Here is a 20320-nt window from a genome sequence, read left to right as displayed (position 1 = left end):
ATGACGGACGTCAACGAAGCAATGCCGCCAGGCACACGCGGCGCGCTGCTGCAGCAGATCAAGGACAAGGCCGTGGTGCACGGCAAGGTGACCCTCTCCTCGGGTCTTGAGGCCGACTACTACGTCGACCTGCGCCGCATCACGCTCGACGGCGAGGCGGCGCCGCTGGTGGGGCAGGTGCTGCTTGACCTGACCGCCGACCTGGACTTCGACGCGGTGGGCGGGCTGACCATGGGCGCCGACCCGGTCGCCGCGGCCATGCTGCACGCCGCCGCCGCGCGGGGCCGGAAGCTGGACGCCTTCGTCGTCCGCAAGGCCGCCAAGGCGCACGGGCTGCAGCGGCGCGTGGAGGGCCCGGACATCAGGGGCCGCCGCGTCCTGGTCGTCGAGGACACCTCCACCACCGGCGGCTCCCCGCTCACCGCCGTCGAGGCCGTGCGCGAGGCCGGTGCCGAGGTCGTGGCCGTCGCGACGATCGTCGACCGGGCGACGGGCGCCGCCGAGAAGATCCAGGACGGCGCCGGGGTGCCGTACCTGTACGCGTACGACAAGGACGAGCTGGGCCTGGACTGAGCCCGGACGGACGTCCGGCGGACGTCCACTCGGAGTATCCCGCTTCGTCTGGAAAGATGGGGCCGACGATGACGTCGCCCCCCCCAGGTCTAGGTCAGGGCCGTAAGCACGTTTCACGCCCCCCGCACATACAAGGAGCGGACAGATGCCCATCGCAACTCCCGAGGTCTACAACGAGATGCTGGACCGGGCGAAGGCAGGAAAGTTCGCCTACCCGGCCATCAACGTGACCTCTTCCCAGACGCTGCACGCGGCTCTGCGTGGTTTCGCCGAGGCGGAGAGCGACGGCATCATCCAGATGTCCACCGGCGGCGCCGAGTTCCTGGGCGGCCAGCACAAGAAGGACATGGTGACCGGCGCCGTCGCCCTCGCCGAGTTCGCGCACATCGTGGCCGAGAAGTACGACGTCACCGTCGCCCTGCACACGGACCACTGCCCGAAGGACAAGCTCGACGCGTACGTGCGTCCGCTGCTGGCGGTGTCCGAGGAGCGCGTCAAGGCCGGCCGCGACCCGCTGTTCCAGTCCCACATGTGGGACGGCTCCGCGGAGACGCTCGGCGACAACCTCTCCATCGCCACGGAGCTGCTGGAGCGCGCCCGCGCCGCCAAGATCATCCTTGAGGTCGAGATCACCCCGACCGGCGGCGAGGAGGACGGCGTCTCCCACGAGATCAACGACTCCCTCTACACCACGGTCGACGACGCGGTCCGCACCGTGGAGGCCCTGGGCCTGGGTGAGAAGGGCCGCTACCTGCTCGCCGCCTCCTTCGGCAACGTGCACGGCGTGTACAAGCCGGGCAACGTCGTGCTCCGCCCCGAGCTGCTCAAGGAGCTGAACGAGGGCGTCGCCGCGAAGTACGGTCAGCCGGCCGGCAGCAAGCCGTTCAACTTCGTCTTCCACGGCGGCTCCGGCTCCTCCGCCGAGGAGATCGCGACCGCGCTGGAGAACGGCGTGGTCAAGATGAACATCGACACGGACACCCAGTACGCCTTCACACGTCCGGTCGCCGACCACATGTTCAGCAACTACGACGGCGTCCTCAAGGTCGACGGCGAGGTCGGCAACAAGAAGACCTACGACCCGCGCACCTGGGGCAAGCTGGCCGAGGCCGGCATGGCCGCGCGCGTGGTCGAGGCCTGCGGCCACCTGCGCTCGGCGGGCCAGAAGATCAAGTAACGGCGCCACGGCACGCGGCGTCCGCGCCGTCCGCGCCGTGTCGTCCGCGACGGGCCCGGCACCGCCAGGATTCTCCTGCGGTGCCGGGCCCGCGCACGTATGCCGGCGGCATGGCGCAGACTTGTGCCCATGGCCATTCACGAGAACCTCCTCGGGGGACCGCCCCCGACCCACCTCCCCGACGACCCCGGGCCGCGCGAGCTGCTGGCGGGCGGCACCTCGCCCGCCGATGTCGCCGCGAAGTACCCGACGTCCTCGCTGGCCTGGGCACAGCTGGCCGACGAGGCGTTCGAGCGGGGCAGCGTCGTGGAGTCGTACGCGTACGCCCGTACCGGCTACCACCGCGGCCTGGACGCCCTGCGCCGCAGCGGCTGGAAGGGGCACGGCCCGGTGCCCTGGGAGCACGAGCCGAACCGCGGCTTCCTGCGCGCCCTGCACGCCCTCGCCCGCGCCGCTCAGGCGATCGGCGAGAAGGAGGAGTACGAGCGCTGCAGCCAGTTCCTGAAGGACTCCTCGCCGGCGGCGGCCGAGGTGCTGGGCTGAACCGGGGACCGGACGTGTCCTGGCCCGCCTGCCGTGCGCAGGCGGGCCTTGCGGTTTGCTGCGACCATTGCGGAGGATGACGTTGGGGACCGGGGCCCCGTGTCGGTAACGGCAGGGCGGACCGCTACCCGTAGTGCAGCAGGAGACAGCGATGTCCCACGAAGCCCCGAATCTCGACTTCGAGGGCAGCACGCCGTACGAGGACTATGTCAAGGCGGACGTGCTCACCCACCTCCAGCACACCCTCTCCGACGATCCCGGAGAGATGGTCTTCCTGGTCACGACCCAGGTCATGGAGCTGTGGTTCACCGTCATCGTCCACGAGTGGGAGACCGCGGCCCGCGCCCTGCGCGAGGACCGGACCCAGGTGGCGACCGACGCGCTCAAGCGCTCGGTGCGGGAACTGGAGGCGCTGAACGCCTCCTGGACGCCGCTCGCGGGCCTCACGCCCGCCCAGTTCAACTCCTACCGGAGCGCCCTCGGTGAGGGTTCCGGTTTCCAGTCGGCGATGTACCGCCGCCTGGAGTTCCTGCTCGGCGACAAGTCCGCGTCCATGCTCGTCCCGCACCGCGGCGCCCCGCGCGTCCACGCGGAGCTGGAGAAGGCGCTGCACGAACCGAGCCTGTACGACGAGGTGGTCCGGCTGCTCGCCCGGCGCGGGTACGACATCCCGGACGCCGTCCTCCAGCGCGACGTCACCCGGAAGTACGAGGCGGCGCCCGAGGTGGAGGCCGCCTGGACGGCCGTCTACGCGGGCGACCAGAACGGCGAGCTGGCCCGCCTCGGCGAGGCGCTCACCGACGTCGCCGAGCTGGTGTGGCGCTGGCGCAACGACCACCTGGTCGCCACCCGCCGCGCGATGGGCTCCAAGACCGGCACCGGCGGCTCCGCCGGGGTGGCCTGGCTGGAGAAGCGGGCCCGGAACAACGTGTTCCCCGAGCTGTGGACGGCGCGGTCGTATGTCTGAGCTTCTCGAAGCCGCGGCCGAGGCCGGGAAACTGGACGCCGCCGACGAGCTGGCGGCGCTGCGCGAGCGGTTCGTCCTGGACGACGTCGTCTACCTGGACGGCAACTCGCTCGGCGCCCTCCCGGCCGGTGTCCCCGCGCGCGTGGAGGACGTCGTACGCCGTCAGTGGGGCGAGCTGCGCATCCGGTCCTGGGAGGAGAGCGGCTGGTGGACCGCGCCCGAACGGATCGGTGACCGGATCGCCCCGCTGGTCGGGGCGGCGTCCGGGCAGATCGTGGTGGGCGACTCCACGAGCGTCAACGTCTTCAAGGCGCTCGTCGCCGCCGTACGGATGGCGGGCGACGGCCGGGACGAGATCCTCGTCGACGCCACCACCTTCCCCACGGACGGGTACATCGCCGAGTCGGCGGCCCGGATGACGGGCCGGGCGCTGCGGCCGGTGACCCCGGCCGAGGTGCCGTCGGCGCTCGGCGACCGTACCGCCGCGGTCCTGCTCAACCACGTCGACTACCGCACGGGCCGGCTGCACGACCTGCCCGCGCTCACGGCGGCGGTGCACGCGGCGGGAGCGTACGTCGTCTGGGACCTGTGCCACAGCGCGGGCGCGCTGCCCGTCGGGCTCGACGAGCACGGCGTCGACCTGGCGGTCGGCTGCACCTACAAGTACCTGAACGGCGGACCCGGTTCGCCCGCGTACCTGTACGTGCGCCGCGACCTCCAGGACCGTTTCGACTCCCCGCTGCCGGGCTGGAACTCGCACGCCGAGCCCTTCGGCATGCGGCCCGCGTACGCCCCGGCGTCCGGCGCGGTGCGCGGCCGGGTCGGCACGCCGGACATCCTCTCCCTGCTCGCCCTGGAGGCGGCGCTGGAGGTGTGGGACGGGGTGTCGGTGGAAGCGGTGCGGGCCAAGTCCCTGGCGCTGACGGACTTCTTCCTGCGCTGTGTCGGGGAGTACGTCCCGGACGGCCTGGTGGAGTCGGTGACCCCGGCGGCGCACGCCGAGCGGGGCAGCCAGGTCGCCCTGCGCTGTGACGACGCGGGGGACGTGATGAAGCGCCTGATCGAGCGCGGGGTGGTGGGGGACTTCCGCGCCCCGGACGTCCTGCGCTTCGGTTTCACCCCGCTGTACGTCGGCTTCGCGGACGTGGAGCGGGCGGCGCGGGTGCTGGCGGAGACGCTGGGGTGACGGACGGGTGAGGACGGGGCGGATCGCCTCGTAGTGGATCGCCTGGTCCTCACCCAGCGTTACATCCCCATGTCCGGGCACGTCACCGGCCTGATACCGTCCCGCCAACGGCCGATTTCATTCCCCCGGTCCGCCAACACCGTTTTGCCGCTGAGAGGTTGAGCATGCCGGACGCCGCCGCAGAACCGGGCACCGCTGCCGCGAGGGACGCCGCGGAGGCGGCGGAGGAGAAATCGGCCTTCTCGCATCCGGCGGTCGACCCCGACAGCACCGCTGTGTACGGCGACCACCCCGACCAGGTGATCGACTTCTACGTCCCGCGCGGGGCGGTGGGTCCGGGCGGTGCCGCTCCCGTCGTGGTGGTCCTGCACGGAGGTTCGTGGCGGGCTCCGTACGACCGGCGCCATGTCAGCCCGTTCGCCGGCTTCCTCGCCCGGCGGGGGCTCGCGGTGGCCAGTGTGGAGTACCGGCGCGGTGCGGACGGCGGGGACGGCGGGGACGGCGGGGACGGTGCTGAGGGCGCCGGTGGCGCGGGTGGCGGGGGCGCGGGGGGTCCCGTCGCGGGGCGCTGGCCCGAGACCTTCGACGACGTGGTCGCCGCGCTGGACGCCCTGCCCGCGCTGGTACGGCAGCACCTCCCGCAGGCCGACGCGCGCCGTGTCGTGCTCACCGGCCACTCCGCCGGCGGCCACCTCGCCCTGTGGGCGGCCGCCCGGCATCTGCTGCCCGACGACGCCCCTTGGCGCATCGACCGCCCGGCGCCCCTGCGCGGTGTGGTCGCCCTCGCGCCGATCGCCGACTTCGAGGTCGCCGACAAGCTCGACGTGTGCGGCGGTGCGACGCGGCAACTCCTCGGCGGGGAGGAACTCTTCGCCGAACGCCGGCCCTACGCGGACCCGGCCCTGCTGCTGCCCACCGGCATCGCCACGACCCTCGTTCAGGGGCGTGCCGACGTGGACGTTCCGCAGGCGGTCGCCGAGGCGTATGCCGACGCGGCGGCGAAGGCCGGGGAGGTGGTGGGCGTGACGCTGCTGGAGGACGTCGGCCACTATCCGCTGATCGACCCGGCGGCGGACGCGTGCGCGGTGGTGGCGGAGGAGATCGCGCAGCTTGCTTGGTGAGACGGGAGCGTTTCGCTGGGCGTGCGTGCGGGCGTGCGGGCGTGCGGGCGGGTCCCGGTCGTACCCGTAATACCTGAGAGCTACCCCGCAGGTGAGTTCCCTGGCGGGACGCGGGTTACCCGCCGCGATTCATAACTTCCCTTACAGACAAGCCCGATGGTCGGGCGAGCTGGAGGGGAGAGGCCATGGGGCCCGGCACGGCGGTACGTTGGCGGCGGCGCGTGAGCAGATGGCGTCGGACTGTCCTCGCCGCGCTCATCTGTGGCGCCGTGGTCCTTCCCCTCTCCGGTGCCGCGCGCCCCGAGATCCCCGCTCCGGCTCCCGCCGCGCTCGCGGCCCCGACGGCCGGCACGCTGGAGGAGGCGTACGCCGCCAACCGGGCCAACGCCGCCGAGGCGTCCCGGATGGCCGCCGCCCACGGCGACCGGCACCGCGCGGCGGCGAACCGCTCGATGGCCGACCCGTCCCGGCGTCTGCTCGCCTTCGACGGCCGGGGCGCGGGACTGGCCACGGAGGTCTTCGGCGACTTGGCCCACGCCGACCGCGTCGCCGTCCTGGTCCCGGGCTCCGACACGAGCATCGACACGTATGGCCGGTTCCGTGCCGCCGCCCTGGCCCTGCACCGGCGGCTCGCCGCGCAGGCACCCGAGGGCGCTCTCCCCGGGAGGACCCCCACCGCGGTCGTGGCCTGGCTGGGCTACGAGACACCGGGCACCGTCAGCACCACGGTCGCCACCACCGGCCGCGCCGACCGGGCCGCCCCGAAGCTGCGTGCCCTGGTCGACACCCTGCGCGGGGTCACCGGCCCCGACACCCGCCTCGCCCTCCTCTGCCACTCCTACGGCTCGGTGGTCTGCGCCCGCGCCGCCGACGGCCTGGACGTCGCCGACATCGCCCTGGTCGGCAGCCCCGGCACCGGCGCCGGCTCCGCCGCGGGCCTGCACACGAGCGCCAGGGTCTGGGCGGCCCGGGGCGCCGACGACTGGGTGCAGCACGTGCCGCACCTCAGCGCCGACCTCTTCGGCTCCACCGTCGGCTTCGGCACCGACCCGGTCTCCCCGGACTTCGGCGCCCGGGTCTTCGCGGCCGGCGACGGCGGCCACAGCGACTACTTCAAAACCGGCTCCGTCTCCCTGACGAACCTGGCCCGCATCGCCCTGGGCGAGACCACGGAGGTGACCCATGACTGAGGTGACCGGAACGACCCGAACGACCCGAACGACGACCCGACCGAGCCCACCGCACGCCACGCCGAACCGGGGGCGCGACGCCGCCACCCGGCAGCGGCTTCGCCGTACCGCCACCCGGAAAGGGCCGCACCGCACAGCCGCCCGGCAGGGGCTGCGCCGCGCCTCCGCCCGGATCGACGCCGCGACGCCCGCGTCGCGGGACCGGGCCGTCGACGCCCTGCGTGCCATCGCCATCCTCGGCGTGGTCCTCGGCCACTGGCTGGTGACGGCCCTGGTCGCCGACGGCGGCAGCCTGCGCGCGGCCAGTCCGCTCCAGGACATGCCCTGGCTGTCCCCGATCTCCTGGGTCTTCCAGACCCTCGCCGTGTTCTTCCTGGTCGGCGGTCATGTCGCCACCCGGGGCTACGCGTCGGCCAGAGCCCGTGGCACCTCCTACGGCGGCTGGCTGTCCGCCCGGCTGTCCAGACTGTTCCGCCCGGTCGCGGCCGTCCTCTCCCTGTGGACGGTGACGGCGGCGCTGCTGCTCCTGACGGGCGCGGAGTTCGTGACCGTCCACACCCTGGTGAAGCTGGCCCTGTCCCCGATGTGGTTCCTCCTGGTCTTCGCCGCGCTGACGGCGGCGACTCCGCTGCTGACCCGGCTGCATCCGCTGTGGCCGCTGGTCGTCGTCCTCCACGTCGACCTGCTGCGCTTCGGGTTCGGCGCCCCGTCCTGGCTCGGCTGGATCAACCTCGCCGCGGGCTGGCTGGTCCCCTACACCCTCGGGGCCGCCTGGACCCGCGGCGAGCTGGACCGCCGCCGTGCGGGCGGGCTCCTGCTCACCGGCGGTACGGCGGCGACCGCGGCGCTCGTGGCCTGGGCGGGCTATCCGGCGTCGATGGTCGGCGTCCCCGGCGCCGAGGTGTCGAACCTCAACCCGCCGACGCTGGCCGCCGTCACCTTCGGCCTGGCGCAGTGCGGCCTCGCACTGCTGCTGCGCGAGCCGCTGCGCCGCGCGATGCGGCGGCCCGTGACGTGGGCGGCGGTCGCGCTGGTCAACCTCTCCGCGATGACGATCTTCCTGTGGCACCAGACCGCGTTGATGGCGACCACGGCCACCGGCCTCCTGGCCGGCCGCCTGCCCGGCCTGCACACGCTGCCCGACGGCCTGGACTGGGTCGCCGCCCGGCTCGCCTGGCTCCCGGTGTTCGCGTTCGTCCTGGCCGGCTGCTGGGCCGCCTTTCGCTCCTGCGAGCGCGGCGGCCGACGCCGCTCCCGGGTCGTCCGGACGCATCGCCCGCCGAGCCGGACGAGGACGGCGGGTGCACGTCATGTCTAGGGTGGGCCGAGTGATGCGATGGGGGAGACGGCGGATGACCAGGGACGGCCGGGTCGCGCGGGTTCTGCGGGTGCTGCACGACGACCTGTGGACCTGGCGGGCGGACCCGCTGCCGCCGTCGGTGTGGCTGCGCTGGTTCCCGCACGGTGTCGTCTGCCTGGCCGCCCTCGGCGTGCTGCTCGGCGACGCGGCACAGCTCAACGACAACGGCGGGGTGGAACCCGGCTTCGCCTTCCTGATCGCACTCGCCCAGGCCGGCGCGATGGCGCTCGCGCTGTGGCGGCCGGTCGCGGCGTGGTGGCTGTCGATGGCGGCCATGCTGGTGGGGGCCTTCGCCGTGCGGTCGGAGATGGACCCGGGCGGCGCCGCGTTCACCTGGCCCTGGCCGGCCGCCGGGATCATCGCGCACCTGTTCATCCTGCTGCTGCTCGCCCTGCGGGTCCCCACCCGGGTCTCCGCGGAGGCGCTGGCCCTGACCGCGCTCGTCACCTACGTCGTCCAGGGCCTGGTGGGCGCGCTGAACTACCAGCCGACCGGCCAGCTCGCCGTCATCCTGTTCGCGGTCGTCGTGGTGCTCGGCATCGCCCTGCGCGGACGCCGTGAGGCCCGCGCGGAACTGAAACAGCAGACCTCGCTGACCGCCGAGGAGCGAGCCCGGCGCACCCTGCTGGAGGAGCGCGGCCGTATCGCGCGCGAGCTGCACGACGTGGTCGCCCACCACATGTCGGTGATCTCCATCCAGGCCCAGGTCGCCCCCCTCCTCGTCGAGAACCCGCCGGACGAGCTGAAGGAGAACCTCGCGGGCATCCGGCAGAACGCGCTGGAGGCCCTCACCGAGCTGCGCCGGGTGCTGGGCGTGCTGCGCTCCGAGCACCCCGACGCACTGGGGACGCCCGACGGGGGCGACACCGCTCCACATGCCCCGCAACCCACCCTCGACCGGCTCGACGCGCTGGTGGAGAACATCCGGGCCGCCGGGCTGACCGTCACCACCGAGACGAGCGGGACGCGCGTACCCCTGCCGCCCGGTGTGGAGCTGTCGGCGTACCGGATCGTGCAGGAGGCCCTGAGCAACGTCCTGCGGCACGCGCCCGGCGCGACCGCCCGGGTCCACCTCATGCATCTTCCGATCGGACTGCGCGTGGACGTGTCCAACACCCGCCCGGAGCGGGCCCCGGCACCGTCCCAGGGGGCGGGGCACGGGCTGCTCGGCATGCGGGAGCGGGTGGCGATGCTCGACGGCACCCTGACGGCGCGGCCACTGCCGGACGGCGGCTACCAGGTGGCCGCGTTCCTCCCGGCCGACGGCCCCGACGGCCCCGACGGCCCCGACCGCCCCCTCAGCCCCGACGGCCCTTGAGCCCTCCATCCCTGCCTCTGCCTCCACTCACCACTCCACCGAGGACGACACCCCATGACGACCAGCAGCAACGGCCGCGTGATCCGCGTGCTGATCGCCGACGACCAGCAGATGGTCCGGCAGGGCTTCACCGTGCTGCTCAACACCCAGCCCGACATCGAGGTGATCGGGCAGGCGGTGGACGGCCTGGACGCCGTGGCCAAGGTCGCCGAGCTGGCTCCGGACGTCGTCCTGATGGACATCCGCATGCCCGAGCTGGGCGGCATCGAGGCCACCCGCCGCATCACCGGGGCGACCGCGTCGATCAGAGTGCTGGTGCTGACCACCTTCGACCTCGACGAGTACGTGTACGAGGCGCTGCGGGCCGGCGCGTCCGGGTTCCTGCTGAAGGACGCCTCCGCCGACCAGCTCGCCGAGGCGGTCAGGGTGGTGGCGGACGGCGACGCGCTGCTCGCGCCGGGCATCACCCGGCGGCTGATCGCCGAGTTCGCCCGGCTCGACGACCGGCCGCGCGGCCCGCTGAAGGCCCGCGTCGGTGAGCTGACCGAGCGGGAGACCGAGGTGCTGGCCCTGATCGCGCAGGGCCTGTCGAACGCGGAGATCGCCCAGCGACTGGTGGTCGCCGAGCAGACGGTGAAGACCCATGTGGGCCGGATCCTGGTGAAGCTGGGCCTCCGGGACCGGACGCAGGCGGCGGTGTTCGCCTACGAGTCGGGGCTGGTACGGCCGTCGGGGTACTGACCGCGCCCGGCGCCCGCGGCCCCCGTAGTACCTGAGACGGATACCGAAGGACCCCTCTCACTGGTGACGACGGTGCACCCCGGCTGCGCCTACCGTTGCGAACGTGACCGAGACGACCCAGATGCGGGCCACCCCCTCCGGCGGGGGTGACGCGCCGCGCAGCCCCGAGTTCCGGCTGGCCATGGACGCACTGCAGGGCCTGCGCCAGGACCTGTTCCACGACGCCTTCGCGTACCGCCCGCTGCCGCTCATGACGACGGACGGTCCGCTGACCCGACGGCTCCCCGACCGCCTGCGGTCGTACGCGGCCCGCCTGCCGCACGCGGTGGTGGTGGGCGCCGCGCTGATCGCCCTCTTCGGCGGTTCCGTGGCCGGCGGCGCCCTGGGAGGGCCGGCGGCCCTGCTGAGCGGGCTGGCGTGCGCGATCCCGGTGCTGGCCACGCTGGTCCGGCCCGTCGGCGCCTTCTGGATGTCGATGGCGGCGACCCCGGTGGTCGCGGTGCTTCTCGGGGAATTCGGCGAGTGGCCGTGGCTGCCCGGACCGTTCATCTGCCATCTGACGGTGCTGGTGATCGTGGCCATACGCACCCGGCCCCGCACGGCCGCCTGGATGTGGACCCTGACCGGCGCCTACGCCTTGCTCGTGGAGACGCTGTTCGGCGACGGGGAGTACAACACCTCCGCGCCGATGCTGTTCCTCTCCGCCCTCGCCCTGCTGGTGGTCGCCGTCCGGCACGTCCGCCGGGAGGCTCAGCAGGAGGTCACCGCCCAGCAGACGGTCACCGCGCACGAGCGGTCCCGGCGGACCCTGCTGGAGGAGCGCACCACCATCGCCCGCGAGCTGCACGACGTGGTGGCCCACCACATGTCGGTCGTCGCGATCCAGGCGGAGGCCGCCCCCTACCGGGTGGAGAATCCGCCTCCGGAGCTGGAGCGCGCCTTCGCCACCATCCGGGAGAACGCGGTGGCCGCCCTCACCGAGCTGCGCCGCGTCCTGGGCGTCGTCCGCGCCGAGGACTACGAGGCCCCGGACGCCCCGCAGCCCACGCTCGCCGACCTGGACGCCCTGCTCGCCAACGTGCGCGACGCCGGCCTGAGCGTGGAGAAGGCGGTGACCGGAGCGGTGCGCGAGCTGCCGCCCGGTGTGGAGCTGTCGGCGTACCGGATCGTGCAGGAGGCACTGAGCAACACCCTGCGGCACGCACCCGGCGCGACCGCCCGCGTCGAGGTGTCCTACGTCCTGGGCGGCCTGGGCCTGCGGATCGTCAACGGCCCGATCCCGGAACCGACCCTGGTGAAGCCCTCGCCCGGCGCCGGGCACGGCGTCACCGGCATGCGCGAGCGCGTCTCGATGCTGAACGGCGAGATGACGGCCGGCCCCACCGACGACGGTGGCTACGAGGTGGCGGTGTTCCTGCCGGTCACGGCACCGACCGAAGGTGAAGCATGAGCGACCGCACGATCCGGGTACTGATCGCGGACGACCAGATGATGGTGCGCGAGGGCTTCTCCGTCCTGCTGAACGCGATGCCGGACATCGAGGTCGCCGGTGAGGCGGTCAACGGCCGGGAGGCCGTGGCGAAGGTCCGCGAGCTGGCTCCGGACGTCGTCCTGATGGACATCCGCATGCCCGAGCTCAACGGCATCGAGGCGACGCGGGAGATCGTCGCGGCGGACGGCACGTCGAAGGTGCTGGTCCTCACCACCTTCGACCTCGACGAGTACGTGTACCAGGCGCTGCGCGCGGGCGCCTCCGGCTTCCTCCTCAAGGACGCCTCGGCCCGCCAGCTCGCCGACGGGGTCCGGGTGGTGGCCGCGGGCGAGGCCCTGCTCGCACCCTCCATCACCAAGCGTCTGATCACCGAGTTCTCCAAGCTGTCCGACGCCCCGCGCCTGATGTCCTCGGCCCAGGCGGCATACGGGGACCTGACCGAGCGGGAGACGGAGGTGCTGGTCCTGATCGCACAGGGCCTGTCCAATTCGGAGATCGCCGAGCGCCTGGTGGTCGCCGAGTCGACGATCAAGACGCACGTCAGCCGCATCCTGGTGAAGCTGGGCCTCAGAGATCGCACCCAGGCGGCGGTCTTCGCCTACGAGGCCCGCCTGGTGACGCCTGGCTGAGAGAGTCCCCGGGCCTCTGGCCCCCGGTCGGCACCACCCGTTAGCGTCCGTCCATGGCCGCCTTCGACAGGTTCGACAGCTTCGACCCCTGGGACCCGGCGTTCGTCGCCGACCCGTACCCCGCCTTCGCCGAGCTGCGGGCCCGGGGGCGGGTGCTCTACTACGAGCCGACCGACCAGTGGCTGGTCCCGCACCACGCCGACGTCTCGGCGCTGCTGCGCGACCGTCGACTCGGGCGGACCTACCAGCACCGTTTCACGCACGAGGACTTCGGCCGTACCGCGCCCCCGCCGGAGCAGGAGCCCTTCCACACGCTCAACGACCACGGGATGCTGGACCTGGAGCCGCCGGACCACACCCGTATCCGGCGTCTGGTGTCGAAGGCGTTCACGCCGCGCACGGTGGAGCGGCTGAGGCCGTACGTGCACGGGCTGGCGGACGACCTGGTGGCCCGGCTGGTGGCGGCGGGCGGCGGCGACCTGCTGCGGGACGTGGCCGAGCCGCTCCCGGTCGCCGTGATCGCCGAGATGCTGGGCATCCCGGAGTCCGACCGTGCCCCGCTGCGGCCCTGGTCGGCGGAGATCTGCGGGATGTACGAGCTGAACCCGTCCGAGGAGACGGCGGCGAAGGCGGTCCGCGCGTCGGTCGAGTTCTCGGAGTACCTGCGCGGACTGATCGCGGCCCGCCGCAAGGAACCGGGCGACGACCTGATCTCGGGCCTGATCGCGGCCCACGACGAGGACGACGACCGGCTCACCGAGCAGGAGATGATCTCGACCTGCGTCCTGCTCCTGAACGCGGGCCACGAGGCCACGGTGAACGCCACGACCAACGGCTGGCTGGCCCTGTTCCGCAATCCGGACCAGCTGGCGGCCCTGCGCGCCGACCACTCCCTCGTCCCGTCGGCCGTGGAGGAGCTGATGCGGTACGACACCCCGCTCCAGCTCTTCGAGCGCTGGGTGCTGGACGAGATCGAGATCGACGGGACGACCGTCCCGCGCGGCGCGGAGGTGGCGATGCTGTTCGGCTCCGCCAACCACGACCCGGCGGTGTTCGCGGCCCCGGACCGCCTCGACCTCACCCGCGCGGACAACCCGCACATCTCCTTCAGCGCCGGCATCCACTACTGCATCGGCGCCCCACTGGCCCGCATCGAACTCGCGGCGTCCATGACGTCCCTGCTGGAGCGGGCCCCGGCGCTGCGCCTGGCGACCGAGCCGGAACGGAAGCCGAACTTCGTGATGCGCGGGCTGACCGAGCTAGGCGTGGAGGTCTGAGCGAGGCCGGCGCCGTCCCAGCAGCCAGGCGCCCAGCGCCCAGACCACGGCGGGTACGACGGCTCCGGCGAGGAGGACGAAGGGCAGTTCGGTGAAGAGGACGCCGAGGTCCATGCCGTTGTTCTCGAACTTGTTGCCGAGGTGCCGCTGGGTACGGTCCGACATCCCCCAGACGGACACGGCACCCACGGCCCCCACCGCCGAAACCCCACAGCCACCACACGTCACCGCATCCCGACTCATACCCGGGGTGACGCCCCCGCCCCCTCGCGGGGTTCCGGACAGGCCGGCCATCAGGGGGTGTCGTTCGGATCCTGCCGGGGTCGCGGGGTCTGGCACGCCCATCTGCGGCGTTGTCGTCGGTTGCCAGGGCTCCGCCCTGTCGCCCTCCTCCGCCTTGCAGCTGCACGCACCAGACCCCGCTCGGGTCAGTCGCAAGACACCGTTCCCTGGAGCCGGCCTGATCCGAACGACACCCCCTGGCTCACGTCGTCATGTCCCGCCGCCGCAGCCCGGCCAGCCCCGCCCCCACCAGCACCACCGCGATCGAGGTGAGCACCAGCACCGGCGGCCAGCTCATCTCGCCGCCCGGCAGCTTCGGCAGATGCCCGAACGGTGACACGTCCAGCACCCGCTGCGGCACGTCCAGCGCCGGCCCGACCCACCCGAGCAGCAGCACCGCACCGGCGACGCCCCACGCGGCCACCGCACCCCGGGGCAGCACCCCGTGCAGCAGCACCGCCGCCCCGCCGATCACCCACACCGCAGGCAACTGCACCAGACACGCGCCCAGGATCGCCCCGGCGTCCCGGCCGTATCCGAGGGCGAATCCCAGCCCCGCGAGCAGCATGATGAGCGCCGCGCCGCCGAAGGCGATCACCAGGTGCCCCGCGGCCCACCGCAGCCGTCCCACCGCGCCCGCGAGCACCGGCTCCGCCCGTCCGGAGGTCTCCTCGCCGTTCAGCCGCAGCACCGACGCGACGACGTACAGCGCGGCGATCAGCCCGAGCATGCCGACCATCGCCGACACGAACGCGTCGGTCAGCCCGGCCTGCCCGCCCATCCGCTCGATGATCTCGCGGGCCTGCTCGTTGTCCCCGACCAGATCGGCCGCTCCCTCGGTCATCCCGCCGTAGACGACCCCGGCGAGGAAGAAGCCGATGCTCCAGCCGAGCACACTGCCCCGCTGCAACCGCCAGGCCAGCGCACCGGCCGTACGCAGGCGACCGGCGGCCGGTCCCGGCCGGGTCGGCAGGAAGCTCATGCCGAGGTCCCGGCGACCGGCCAGCCCGTAGGCCACCGCGCCCTGCACCGCCGCCGCGCCGGCGATCAGCAGCAGCACCCACCACCGCTCGGCCGCGAAGGCGCGCAGGTTCTCCAGCCAGCCCAGCGGCGACAGCCACGTCAGTACGGACGAGCCGTCGACGGTCGCCGAGTCGCCCGCCGCGCGCAGTACGAAGGCGCCGCCCAGCACCGCCGCCGTCAGTCCCCGGGCCAGCCGCGCGCTCTCGGTCAGCTGGGCGACGATCGCCGCCATCGTGGCGAAGAGCATCCCGACGCCCGCGATCCCGAGCCCGAGCGCCAGCGCCCCGGCCGTCCCTTGCCCGGCCAGCCCGGCGACCACCAGCAGCGCCAGGACGCCGTTGGCGACCGCCGCCGTGAGCAGGGCCGCCGTCAGCGAGGCCCGGCGGCCGACCATCCCGGAGGCGACCACTTCCTGCCGCCCGCTCTCCTCCTCGTCGCGGGTGTGCCGTACGACGATCAGCAGGCTCATCACCGCGGCGAGCGCGGCGGCGTACACACCGACGCGCCAGGCCGTGAGCGCGCCGAGGCTGTCGTCGAAGACCGGGCCGACCATCGCGCGCAGCGAGGAGTTGGTCTCCATCTGCCGTACCAGGTCGGCGCGTTCGGCGGCGGTGCCGTACAGGCCCTTGATGGTGCCGGGCATGGAGAGCACCATGAGCGCGTTCACCGCCACCCAGACCGGGATCATCACCCGGTCGCGGCGCAGGGCGAAGCGCAGCAGCGTGCCCGTACCGGCGAGTTGGCGCGCGCCGCCGGACCGTACCGCGAGAGCCGTGGTGGTGGCCGTGGCGGTCATCGCGACGTCACCGCCCCGGCGGCTTCGCCGGCTTCGCCGGCCTCGGCCTGGTAGTGCCGCATGAACAGCTCCTCCAGCGTCGGCGGCGTCGACGTCAGCGACCGCACGCCCGACTCGCTCAGACAGCGCAGTACGGCGTCCAGCTTGTCGGTGTCGACCTGGAGCCGGACCCGGTGGCCCTGGACGTCGAGGTCGTGCACGCCCGGCAGCCGCGCCAGCCCGCCCGGGGCGCCCGCGAGTTCGGCGCTCACGCTCGTCCGCGTCAGATGGCGCAGGTCGGCGAGCGAGCCGCTCTCGACGGTCCGCCCCTTACGGATGATGCTGACCCGGTCGCACAGCTCCTCGACCTCGCTGAGGATGTGGGAGGAGAGCAGGATCGTCCGGCCGCGCTCGCGCTCCTCGGCCACGCACCGCTGGAAGACCTCCTCCATCAGCGGGTCGAGGCCGGAGGTCGGCTCGTCGAGGATCAGCAGGTCGACGTCCGAGGCGAAGGCGGCCACCAGGGCCACCTTCTGCCGGTTGCCCTTGGAGTAGGTGCGGCCCTTCTTGGTCGGGTCCAGTTCGAACCGCTCGACCAGGTCCGCGTGTCCAGCCCGCCGCGCAGCCGGCCGTAGAGGTCGATGACCTCGCCGCCGGAGAGGTTGCGCCACAGCGTCACGTCGCCGGGGACGTACGCGATCCGGCGGTGCGCCTCCACCGCGTCCGCCCACGGATCGCGGCCGAGGACCTGCGCGGCGCCCGAGTCGGCGCGCAGCAGGCCGAGCAGGACGCGGATGGTGGTGGACTTGCCGGCGCCGTTGGGGCCGAGGAAGCCGTGGACCTCGCCGGTCTCGACCGCCAGATCGAGCCCGTCCAGCGCGTGCGTCCGGCCGAACGACTTGTGGAGGCCGGAGACGCTGATTGCCTTCGTCATGATTTCGAAAGTACGCTTCCTTCAGAAATTTGTGAAGTTAAGGAAGCGTCAGGATGTGAGGGATGATCGAAGGATGAGGGAAGTAGCGGAGTCGACGGAATCGACGGGACGGGGTCGTGACCCCGAGGCGGTGTCGAAGTTCGTGGAGGGCTTCGCCGCCCAGCTCGTCGAGGCCGGGATGCAGCGGATGCCGGCCCGGGTCTTCGCCGCGCTGCTGGCCTCCGACCCGGGGTCGCTGACCTCGGCCGAACTCGGCGAACAGCTCCAGGTCAGCCCAGCCGCCGTCTCCGGGGCCGTGCGCTACCTCTCCCAGCAGCACATGGTCTCGCGCGAGCGGGAACCCGGCTCACGCCGGGAGCGGTACCGGGTGCACAGCAATCAGTGGTACGAGGCGCTCACCAACCGCGAGGCCATCCTCAAGCGCTGGGAGAGCGCGCTGCGCGAGGGCGTCGACAGCCTCGGCGCCGAGACCCCGGCGGGGCGCCGCATGGCCGAGACGCTGGCGTTCTTCGAGTTCGTCGACGGGGAGATCGCCGCCATGATGGAGCGCTGGCGCGTGCACCGGGAGAAGACCTTCGGGCACCGCTGACGCGAGGGCACCGACACGAGGGCGCCGAGGTGAGGGCGCCGACGCGAGGGCGCCGACACGCGAGCTCCGACACGACGGCACCTCGGCCCCGGCCCAGCGGCCCGGCGGCCCGGCGCCGGCACGGTCGCCGTGCGGCGGACCCGGCCGCCCGCACGCCGTTCACCGCGCCGGCAGCGTCAGCCCCCACGCCCCCTCCCGCACCGTCCACGTCCGCGTCCCCACCGGCCCCGACACCACCGCGTCGGCCCGGTACCGGAAGTGCGCCCCGGACACGGTCACCGTCCGTCCGCTCGCCGTCAGCGGCGACGCCTCCGCGCCCACCGACAGCGGCCGCACCTCCACCACGGCCACTCCGCCGGCGCCCGGCATCACCGAGACCCCCTCGACCGGCTGGTCCAGGTCCACCAGCGTCACCCCGTCGACCTCCACCCGCAGCCGCGCCGTACCGGCCGCACCCAGCGCCGCCGTGACCCGGGCCGGCCGCGAGGACGCCAGCGTCCGTACGAGGGACTGACAGGTCCGCAGCCACGGGTGGGCCGGCGCCCCCGGCCCCACGTCCGTGCCCTCGGGGGCGGTGACCGGCGGGATCCCCACGGCCCCCAGGACCACCCCGTCACTGTCGTCGACGAGCAGGTCGAGTCGGCGTTCCGTGCCGTCCAGTACCGCCCGCGCCGCCGCCACCGCGCCCGACGGCAGCCCGAGCGCCCGGGTGAGGCCCAGTACCGGCCCCACCGGCACCACCGACAGCGAGCAGCCGGCCAGCTCCCGCTGCCGGTGCAGCAGGCCCACGGCCCGCAGCAGCGCGCGGTCGTCGCCGACCACGACGGGCCGCCGTGAACCCCTTCGCCGCAGCGCCCGGGCGAATTCCTCCGGACCGTCCGGCAGACACACCTTCGTGCTCGCCGCACCCGCGCTGAGCACGTCTTTCGCGATCCGGACGGACTCTCCGTCCGCCCGCCGGGCGACCGGATCGATGACCACCAGAAGCTGATCGGGCGTCGCGGAAGACCGCGCGGAAGTCGCCACCTCGGCCATGCCTCGCTTCCTCGGGTAGCATCTTTGTGCAAGAGCCCCTTGCGCCTTTGCGCCAGGGGCTTCGTCTATTCCGGGGCATCCGGTCCGACGGTTGGCGGCCAACGACGGTCGCGGTGTACGTGGCGGAAACCCACCGCGTACGCCCTCGACCATGGACATGCCCCGCCCGGAAGGGGTGTACGCGCGTGCCCGCACTTGTGCTGCTCGGTGCTCAGTGGGGTGACGAAGGCAAGGGAAAGGCGACGGACCTGCTCGGTGGTTCCGTCGACTATGTGGTGCGCTACCAGGGCGGCAACAACGCCGGCCACACGGTAGTCGTGGGCGATCAGAAGTACGCCCTCCACCTGCTCCCTTCCGGAATCCTGTCTCCCGGCTGTACGCCGGTCATCGGTAACGGTGTCGTTGTCGACCCGTCGGTCCTGTTCTCCGAGCTGAGCGGGCTGAACGAGCGCGGCGTCGACACGTCCAAGCTCCTGATCAGCGGAAACGCGCACATCATCACGCCGTACAACGTGACCGTCGACAAGGTGACGGAACGCTTCCTCGGCAAGCGCAAGATCGGCACCACCGGTCGCGGCATCGGCCCGACCTACGCCGACAAGATCAACCGTGTGGGCATCCGCGTCCAGGACCTCTACGACGAGTCGATCCTCACGCAGAAGGTCGAGGCGGCGCTCGACGCCAAGAACCAGATGCTCACCAAGCTCTACAACCGCCGTGCGATCGCCACGGGCCAGGTCGTCGAGGAGCTGCTGGGCTACGCGGACAAGCTCGCGCCGTACGTCGCCGACACCGTCCTGGTCCTGAACCAGGCCCTCGACGACGACAAGGTGGTCCTCTTCGAGGGCGGCCAGGGCACGCTGCTGGACATCGACCACGGCACGTACCCCTTCGTCACCTCGTCGAACCCGACCGCGGGCGGCGCCTGCACCGGCGCCGGCGTGGGCCCGACGAAGATCAGCCGGGTCATCGGCATCCTCAAGGCGTACACGACCCGCGTCGGCGCCGGTCCCTTCCCGACCGAGCTGTTCGACGAGGACGGCGAGGCGCTGCGCCGCATCGGTGGCGAGCGGGGCGTGACGACCGGCCGTGACCGCCGCTGCGGCTGGTTCGACGCGGTGATCGCCCGTTACGCCACCCGCGTCAACGGCCTCACGGACTTCTTCCTCACCAAGCTCGACGTCCTCACCGGCTGGGAGCAGATCCCGGTCTGCGTGGCCTACGAGATCGACGGCAAGCGCGTCGAGGAGCTGCCGTACTCGCAGTCCGACTTCCACCACGCGAAGCCGGTGTACGAGATGCTGCCGGGCTGGAGCGAGGACATCAGCAAGGCGAAGACCTTCGCCGAGCTGCCGAAGAACGCGCAGGCGTACGTCAAGGCGCTGGAGGAGATGTCCGGCGCCCCGATCTCCGCGATCGGCGTGGGCCCGGGCCGGGACGAGACGATCGAGATCAACTCGTTCCTGTAGGACCGCTGGAATCGCCGCGAACACCGACGGCCGGGACCCCGCACGGGGCCCCGGCCGTCGGCGTTCGGCCGACGGATACGCTGACCGGTGACAGCAGTGGACGGAACGGACAGCGCGGAGCGGATCGGAACATGCGGAAGCCCACCACCCGGATGTGGATCTGGCTGACCGTCGCCGTCGTGGCCGTCGCCGGTGGCCTCCTCTACGTCGACAGCCACCGCGTCTCCGCCGCCCCGCACGCCGCCGACGCCAAGTGCGACGAGGTGGTCTCCCGCCTTCCGGACGACATACCCGGCGCCTCGCGCGACTGGGCCCTCGGCGACGGCGTCGCCTCCTGGGGCGGACAGAAGGCGGTGTTCCGCTGCGGCGCCGAGGAACTGCCGCCGAACATCAACCTCTGCGTCACGGCCGACGGCGTCGACTGGGTCCTGGACGAGGAGCGGCTCAAGAGCGACGGCGTGAGCGTCCTGCGGACGTACGGCCGCTCACCGGCCGTCGAGCTCACGTACTCCGGTCCGCGCGAGGAAGTGGGCGGCATCCTCGCCGCGCTGGACCCGGCCGTGAAGTGGATCCCGCAGGAGCGGAAGTGCGTCGGCCTGGAGGACGCCGACGTCCTCGGCTAGCCGTTCGGTCCCCTTT

The 20320-nt window shown here is 72.8% G+C and carries 19 protein-coding genes and 1 pseudogene; 16 read left to right on the top strand and 4 right to left on the bottom strand.

All coding sequences use genetic code 11. The features are described 5' to 3' along the window. The 13 genes from pyrE to RI578_RS18850 all read left to right on the top strand — a co-directional run bounded on the left by pyrE (position 1) and on the right by RI578_RS18850 (position 13574). Positions 1–573, top strand: coding sequence for an orotate phosphoribosyltransferase (gene pyrE, locus RI578_RS18910; RefSeq protein WP_247697094.1), 573 nt, complete (start codon positions 1–3; stop codon positions 571–573). Between the two features lie 145 nt (positions 574–718). After that, a complete protein-coding gene (gene fbaA / locus RI578_RS18905) occupies positions 719–1750 on the top strand; it encodes a class II fructose-bisphosphate aldolase (protein ID WP_210963157.1) in 1032 nt (343 codons plus the stop codon). A gap of 129 nt (positions 1751–1879) precedes the next feature. After that, positions 1880–2293: a DUF3151 domain-containing protein gene (locus tag RI578_RS18900; RefSeq protein WP_121748183.1), complete on the top strand. Its 414-nt coding sequence runs from the start codon at positions 1880–1882 to the stop codon at positions 2291–2293. Between the two features lie 151 nt (positions 2294–2444). Further along, positions 2445–3260, top strand: coding sequence for a tryptophan 2,3-dioxygenase (locus RI578_RS18895; protein WP_210963159.1), 816 nt, complete (start codon positions 2445–2447; stop codon positions 3258–3260). Further along, a complete protein-coding gene (gene kynU / locus RI578_RS18890; RefSeq protein WP_310872166.1) occupies positions 3253–4446 on the top strand; it encodes a kynureninase in 1194 nt (397 codons plus the stop codon). Before RI578_RS18895 ends, kynU begins: the two co-directional genes overlap by 8 nt. A gap of 164 nt (positions 4447–4610) precedes the next feature. After that, a complete protein-coding gene (locus RI578_RS18885) occupies positions 4611–5567 on the top strand; it encodes an alpha/beta hydrolase (RefSeq protein WP_310872165.1) in 957 nt (318 codons plus the stop codon). 185 nt (positions 5568–5752) lie between these two features. Then, positions 5753–6757, top strand: coding sequence for an alpha/beta hydrolase (locus tag RI578_RS18880; RefSeq protein ID WP_310872164.1), 1005 nt, complete (start codon positions 5753–5755; stop codon positions 6755–6757). Further along, positions 6750–8075 (top strand): acyltransferase, encoded by a 1326-nt coding sequence (locus tag RI578_RS18875; RefSeq protein WP_310872163.1) that lies wholly within the window; start codon positions 6750–6752, stop codon positions 8073–8075. The genes RI578_RS18880 and RI578_RS18875 overlap by 8 nt, the downstream gene beginning before the upstream one ends. Continuing rightward, positions 8068–9435: a sensor histidine kinase gene (locus RI578_RS18870; protein ID WP_310872162.1), complete on the top strand. Its 1368-nt coding sequence runs from the start codon at positions 8068–8070 to the stop codon at positions 9433–9435. Before RI578_RS18875 ends, RI578_RS18870 begins: the two co-directional genes overlap by 8 nt. A 54-nt stretch (positions 9436–9489) precedes the next feature. Further along, complete coding sequence (locus tag RI578_RS18865) at positions 9490–10176, top strand: response regulator transcription factor (RefSeq protein WP_210963164.1); 687 nt, start codon at positions 9490–9492, stop codon at positions 10174–10176. A gap of 103 nt (positions 10177–10279) precedes the next feature. Next, positions 10280–11626: a histidine kinase gene (locus RI578_RS18860; RefSeq protein ID WP_310872161.1), complete on the top strand. Its 1347-nt coding sequence runs from the start codon at positions 10280–10282 to the stop codon at positions 11624–11626. Then, positions 11623–12297, top strand: coding sequence for a response regulator transcription factor (locus RI578_RS18855; protein WP_310872160.1), 675 nt, complete (start codon positions 11623–11625; stop codon positions 12295–12297). The genes RI578_RS18860 and RI578_RS18855 overlap by 4 nt, the downstream gene beginning before the upstream one ends. 53 nt (positions 12298–12350) lie before the next feature. Next, positions 12351–13574, top strand: a complete 1224-nt coding sequence (locus RI578_RS18850; protein ID WP_310872159.1) for a cytochrome P450 — start codon at positions 12351–12353, stop codon at positions 13572–13574. Here RI578_RS18850 and RI578_RS18845 read toward each other — a convergent pair. The 3 genes and pseudogenes from RI578_RS18845 to RI578_RS18835 all read right to left on the bottom strand — a co-directional run bounded on the left by RI578_RS18845 (position 13557) and on the right by RI578_RS18835 (position 16588). Beyond that, on the bottom strand, positions 13557–13739 hold the full coding sequence (locus RI578_RS18845; RefSeq protein ID WP_310872158.1) for a hypothetical protein: 183 nt from the start codon (positions 13737–13739) through the stop codon (positions 13557–13559). The genes RI578_RS18850 and RI578_RS18845 overlap by 18 nt on opposite strands. Positions 13740–14058: 319 nt before the next feature. Continuing rightward, positions 14059–15675, bottom strand: coding sequence for an ABC transporter permease (locus tag RI578_RS18840; RefSeq protein WP_310872157.1), 1617 nt, complete (start codon positions 15673–15675; stop codon positions 14059–14061). Then, a pseudogene (locus RI578_RS18835) lies at positions 15672–16588 on the bottom strand (ATP-binding cassette domain-containing protein). Before RI578_RS18835 ends, RI578_RS18840 begins: the two are co-directional and overlap by 4 nt. A gap of 73 nt (positions 16589–16661) precedes the next feature. On the opposite strand from RI578_RS18835, the gene RI578_RS18830 reads away from it, so the two are divergent. Then, positions 16662–17177, top strand: a complete 516-nt coding sequence (locus RI578_RS18830) for a MarR family transcriptional regulator (protein WP_310872156.1) — start codon at positions 16662–16664, stop codon at positions 17175–17177. Positions 17178–17336: 159 nt separating this feature from the next. Here the strand turns inward: RI578_RS18830 and RI578_RS18825 are convergent, their stop codons facing one another. Next, complete coding sequence (locus tag RI578_RS18825; RefSeq protein ID WP_310872155.1) at positions 17337–18212, bottom strand: diacylglycerol kinase; 876 nt, start codon at positions 18210–18212, stop codon at positions 17337–17339. Between the two features lie 185 nt (positions 18213–18397). Between RI578_RS18825 and RI578_RS18820 the strand changes: the two genes are divergently transcribed. Next, a complete protein-coding gene (locus tag RI578_RS18820; protein WP_310872154.1) occupies positions 18398–19681 on the top strand; it encodes an adenylosuccinate synthase in 1284 nt (427 codons plus the stop codon). A gap of 131 nt (positions 19682–19812) precedes the next feature. Next, the gene (locus RI578_RS18815; protein WP_310872153.1) at positions 19813–20304 is read left to right on the top strand and encodes a DUF3515 family protein; all 492 of its coding nucleotides are present in this window, start codon (positions 19813–19815) and stop codon (positions 20302–20304) included. Positions 20305–20320 lie beyond the last annotated feature (16 nt).

Origin of the sequence: Streptomyces sp. BB1-1-1 (assembly GCF_031597775.1) — a bacterium.
In the GTDB taxonomy this organism is placed as follows: Bacteria; Actinomycetota; Actinomycetes; order Streptomycetales; family Streptomycetaceae; genus Streptomyces; species Streptomyces thinghirensis.
This window is presented reverse-complemented; position numbering and strand designations above follow the sequence as displayed.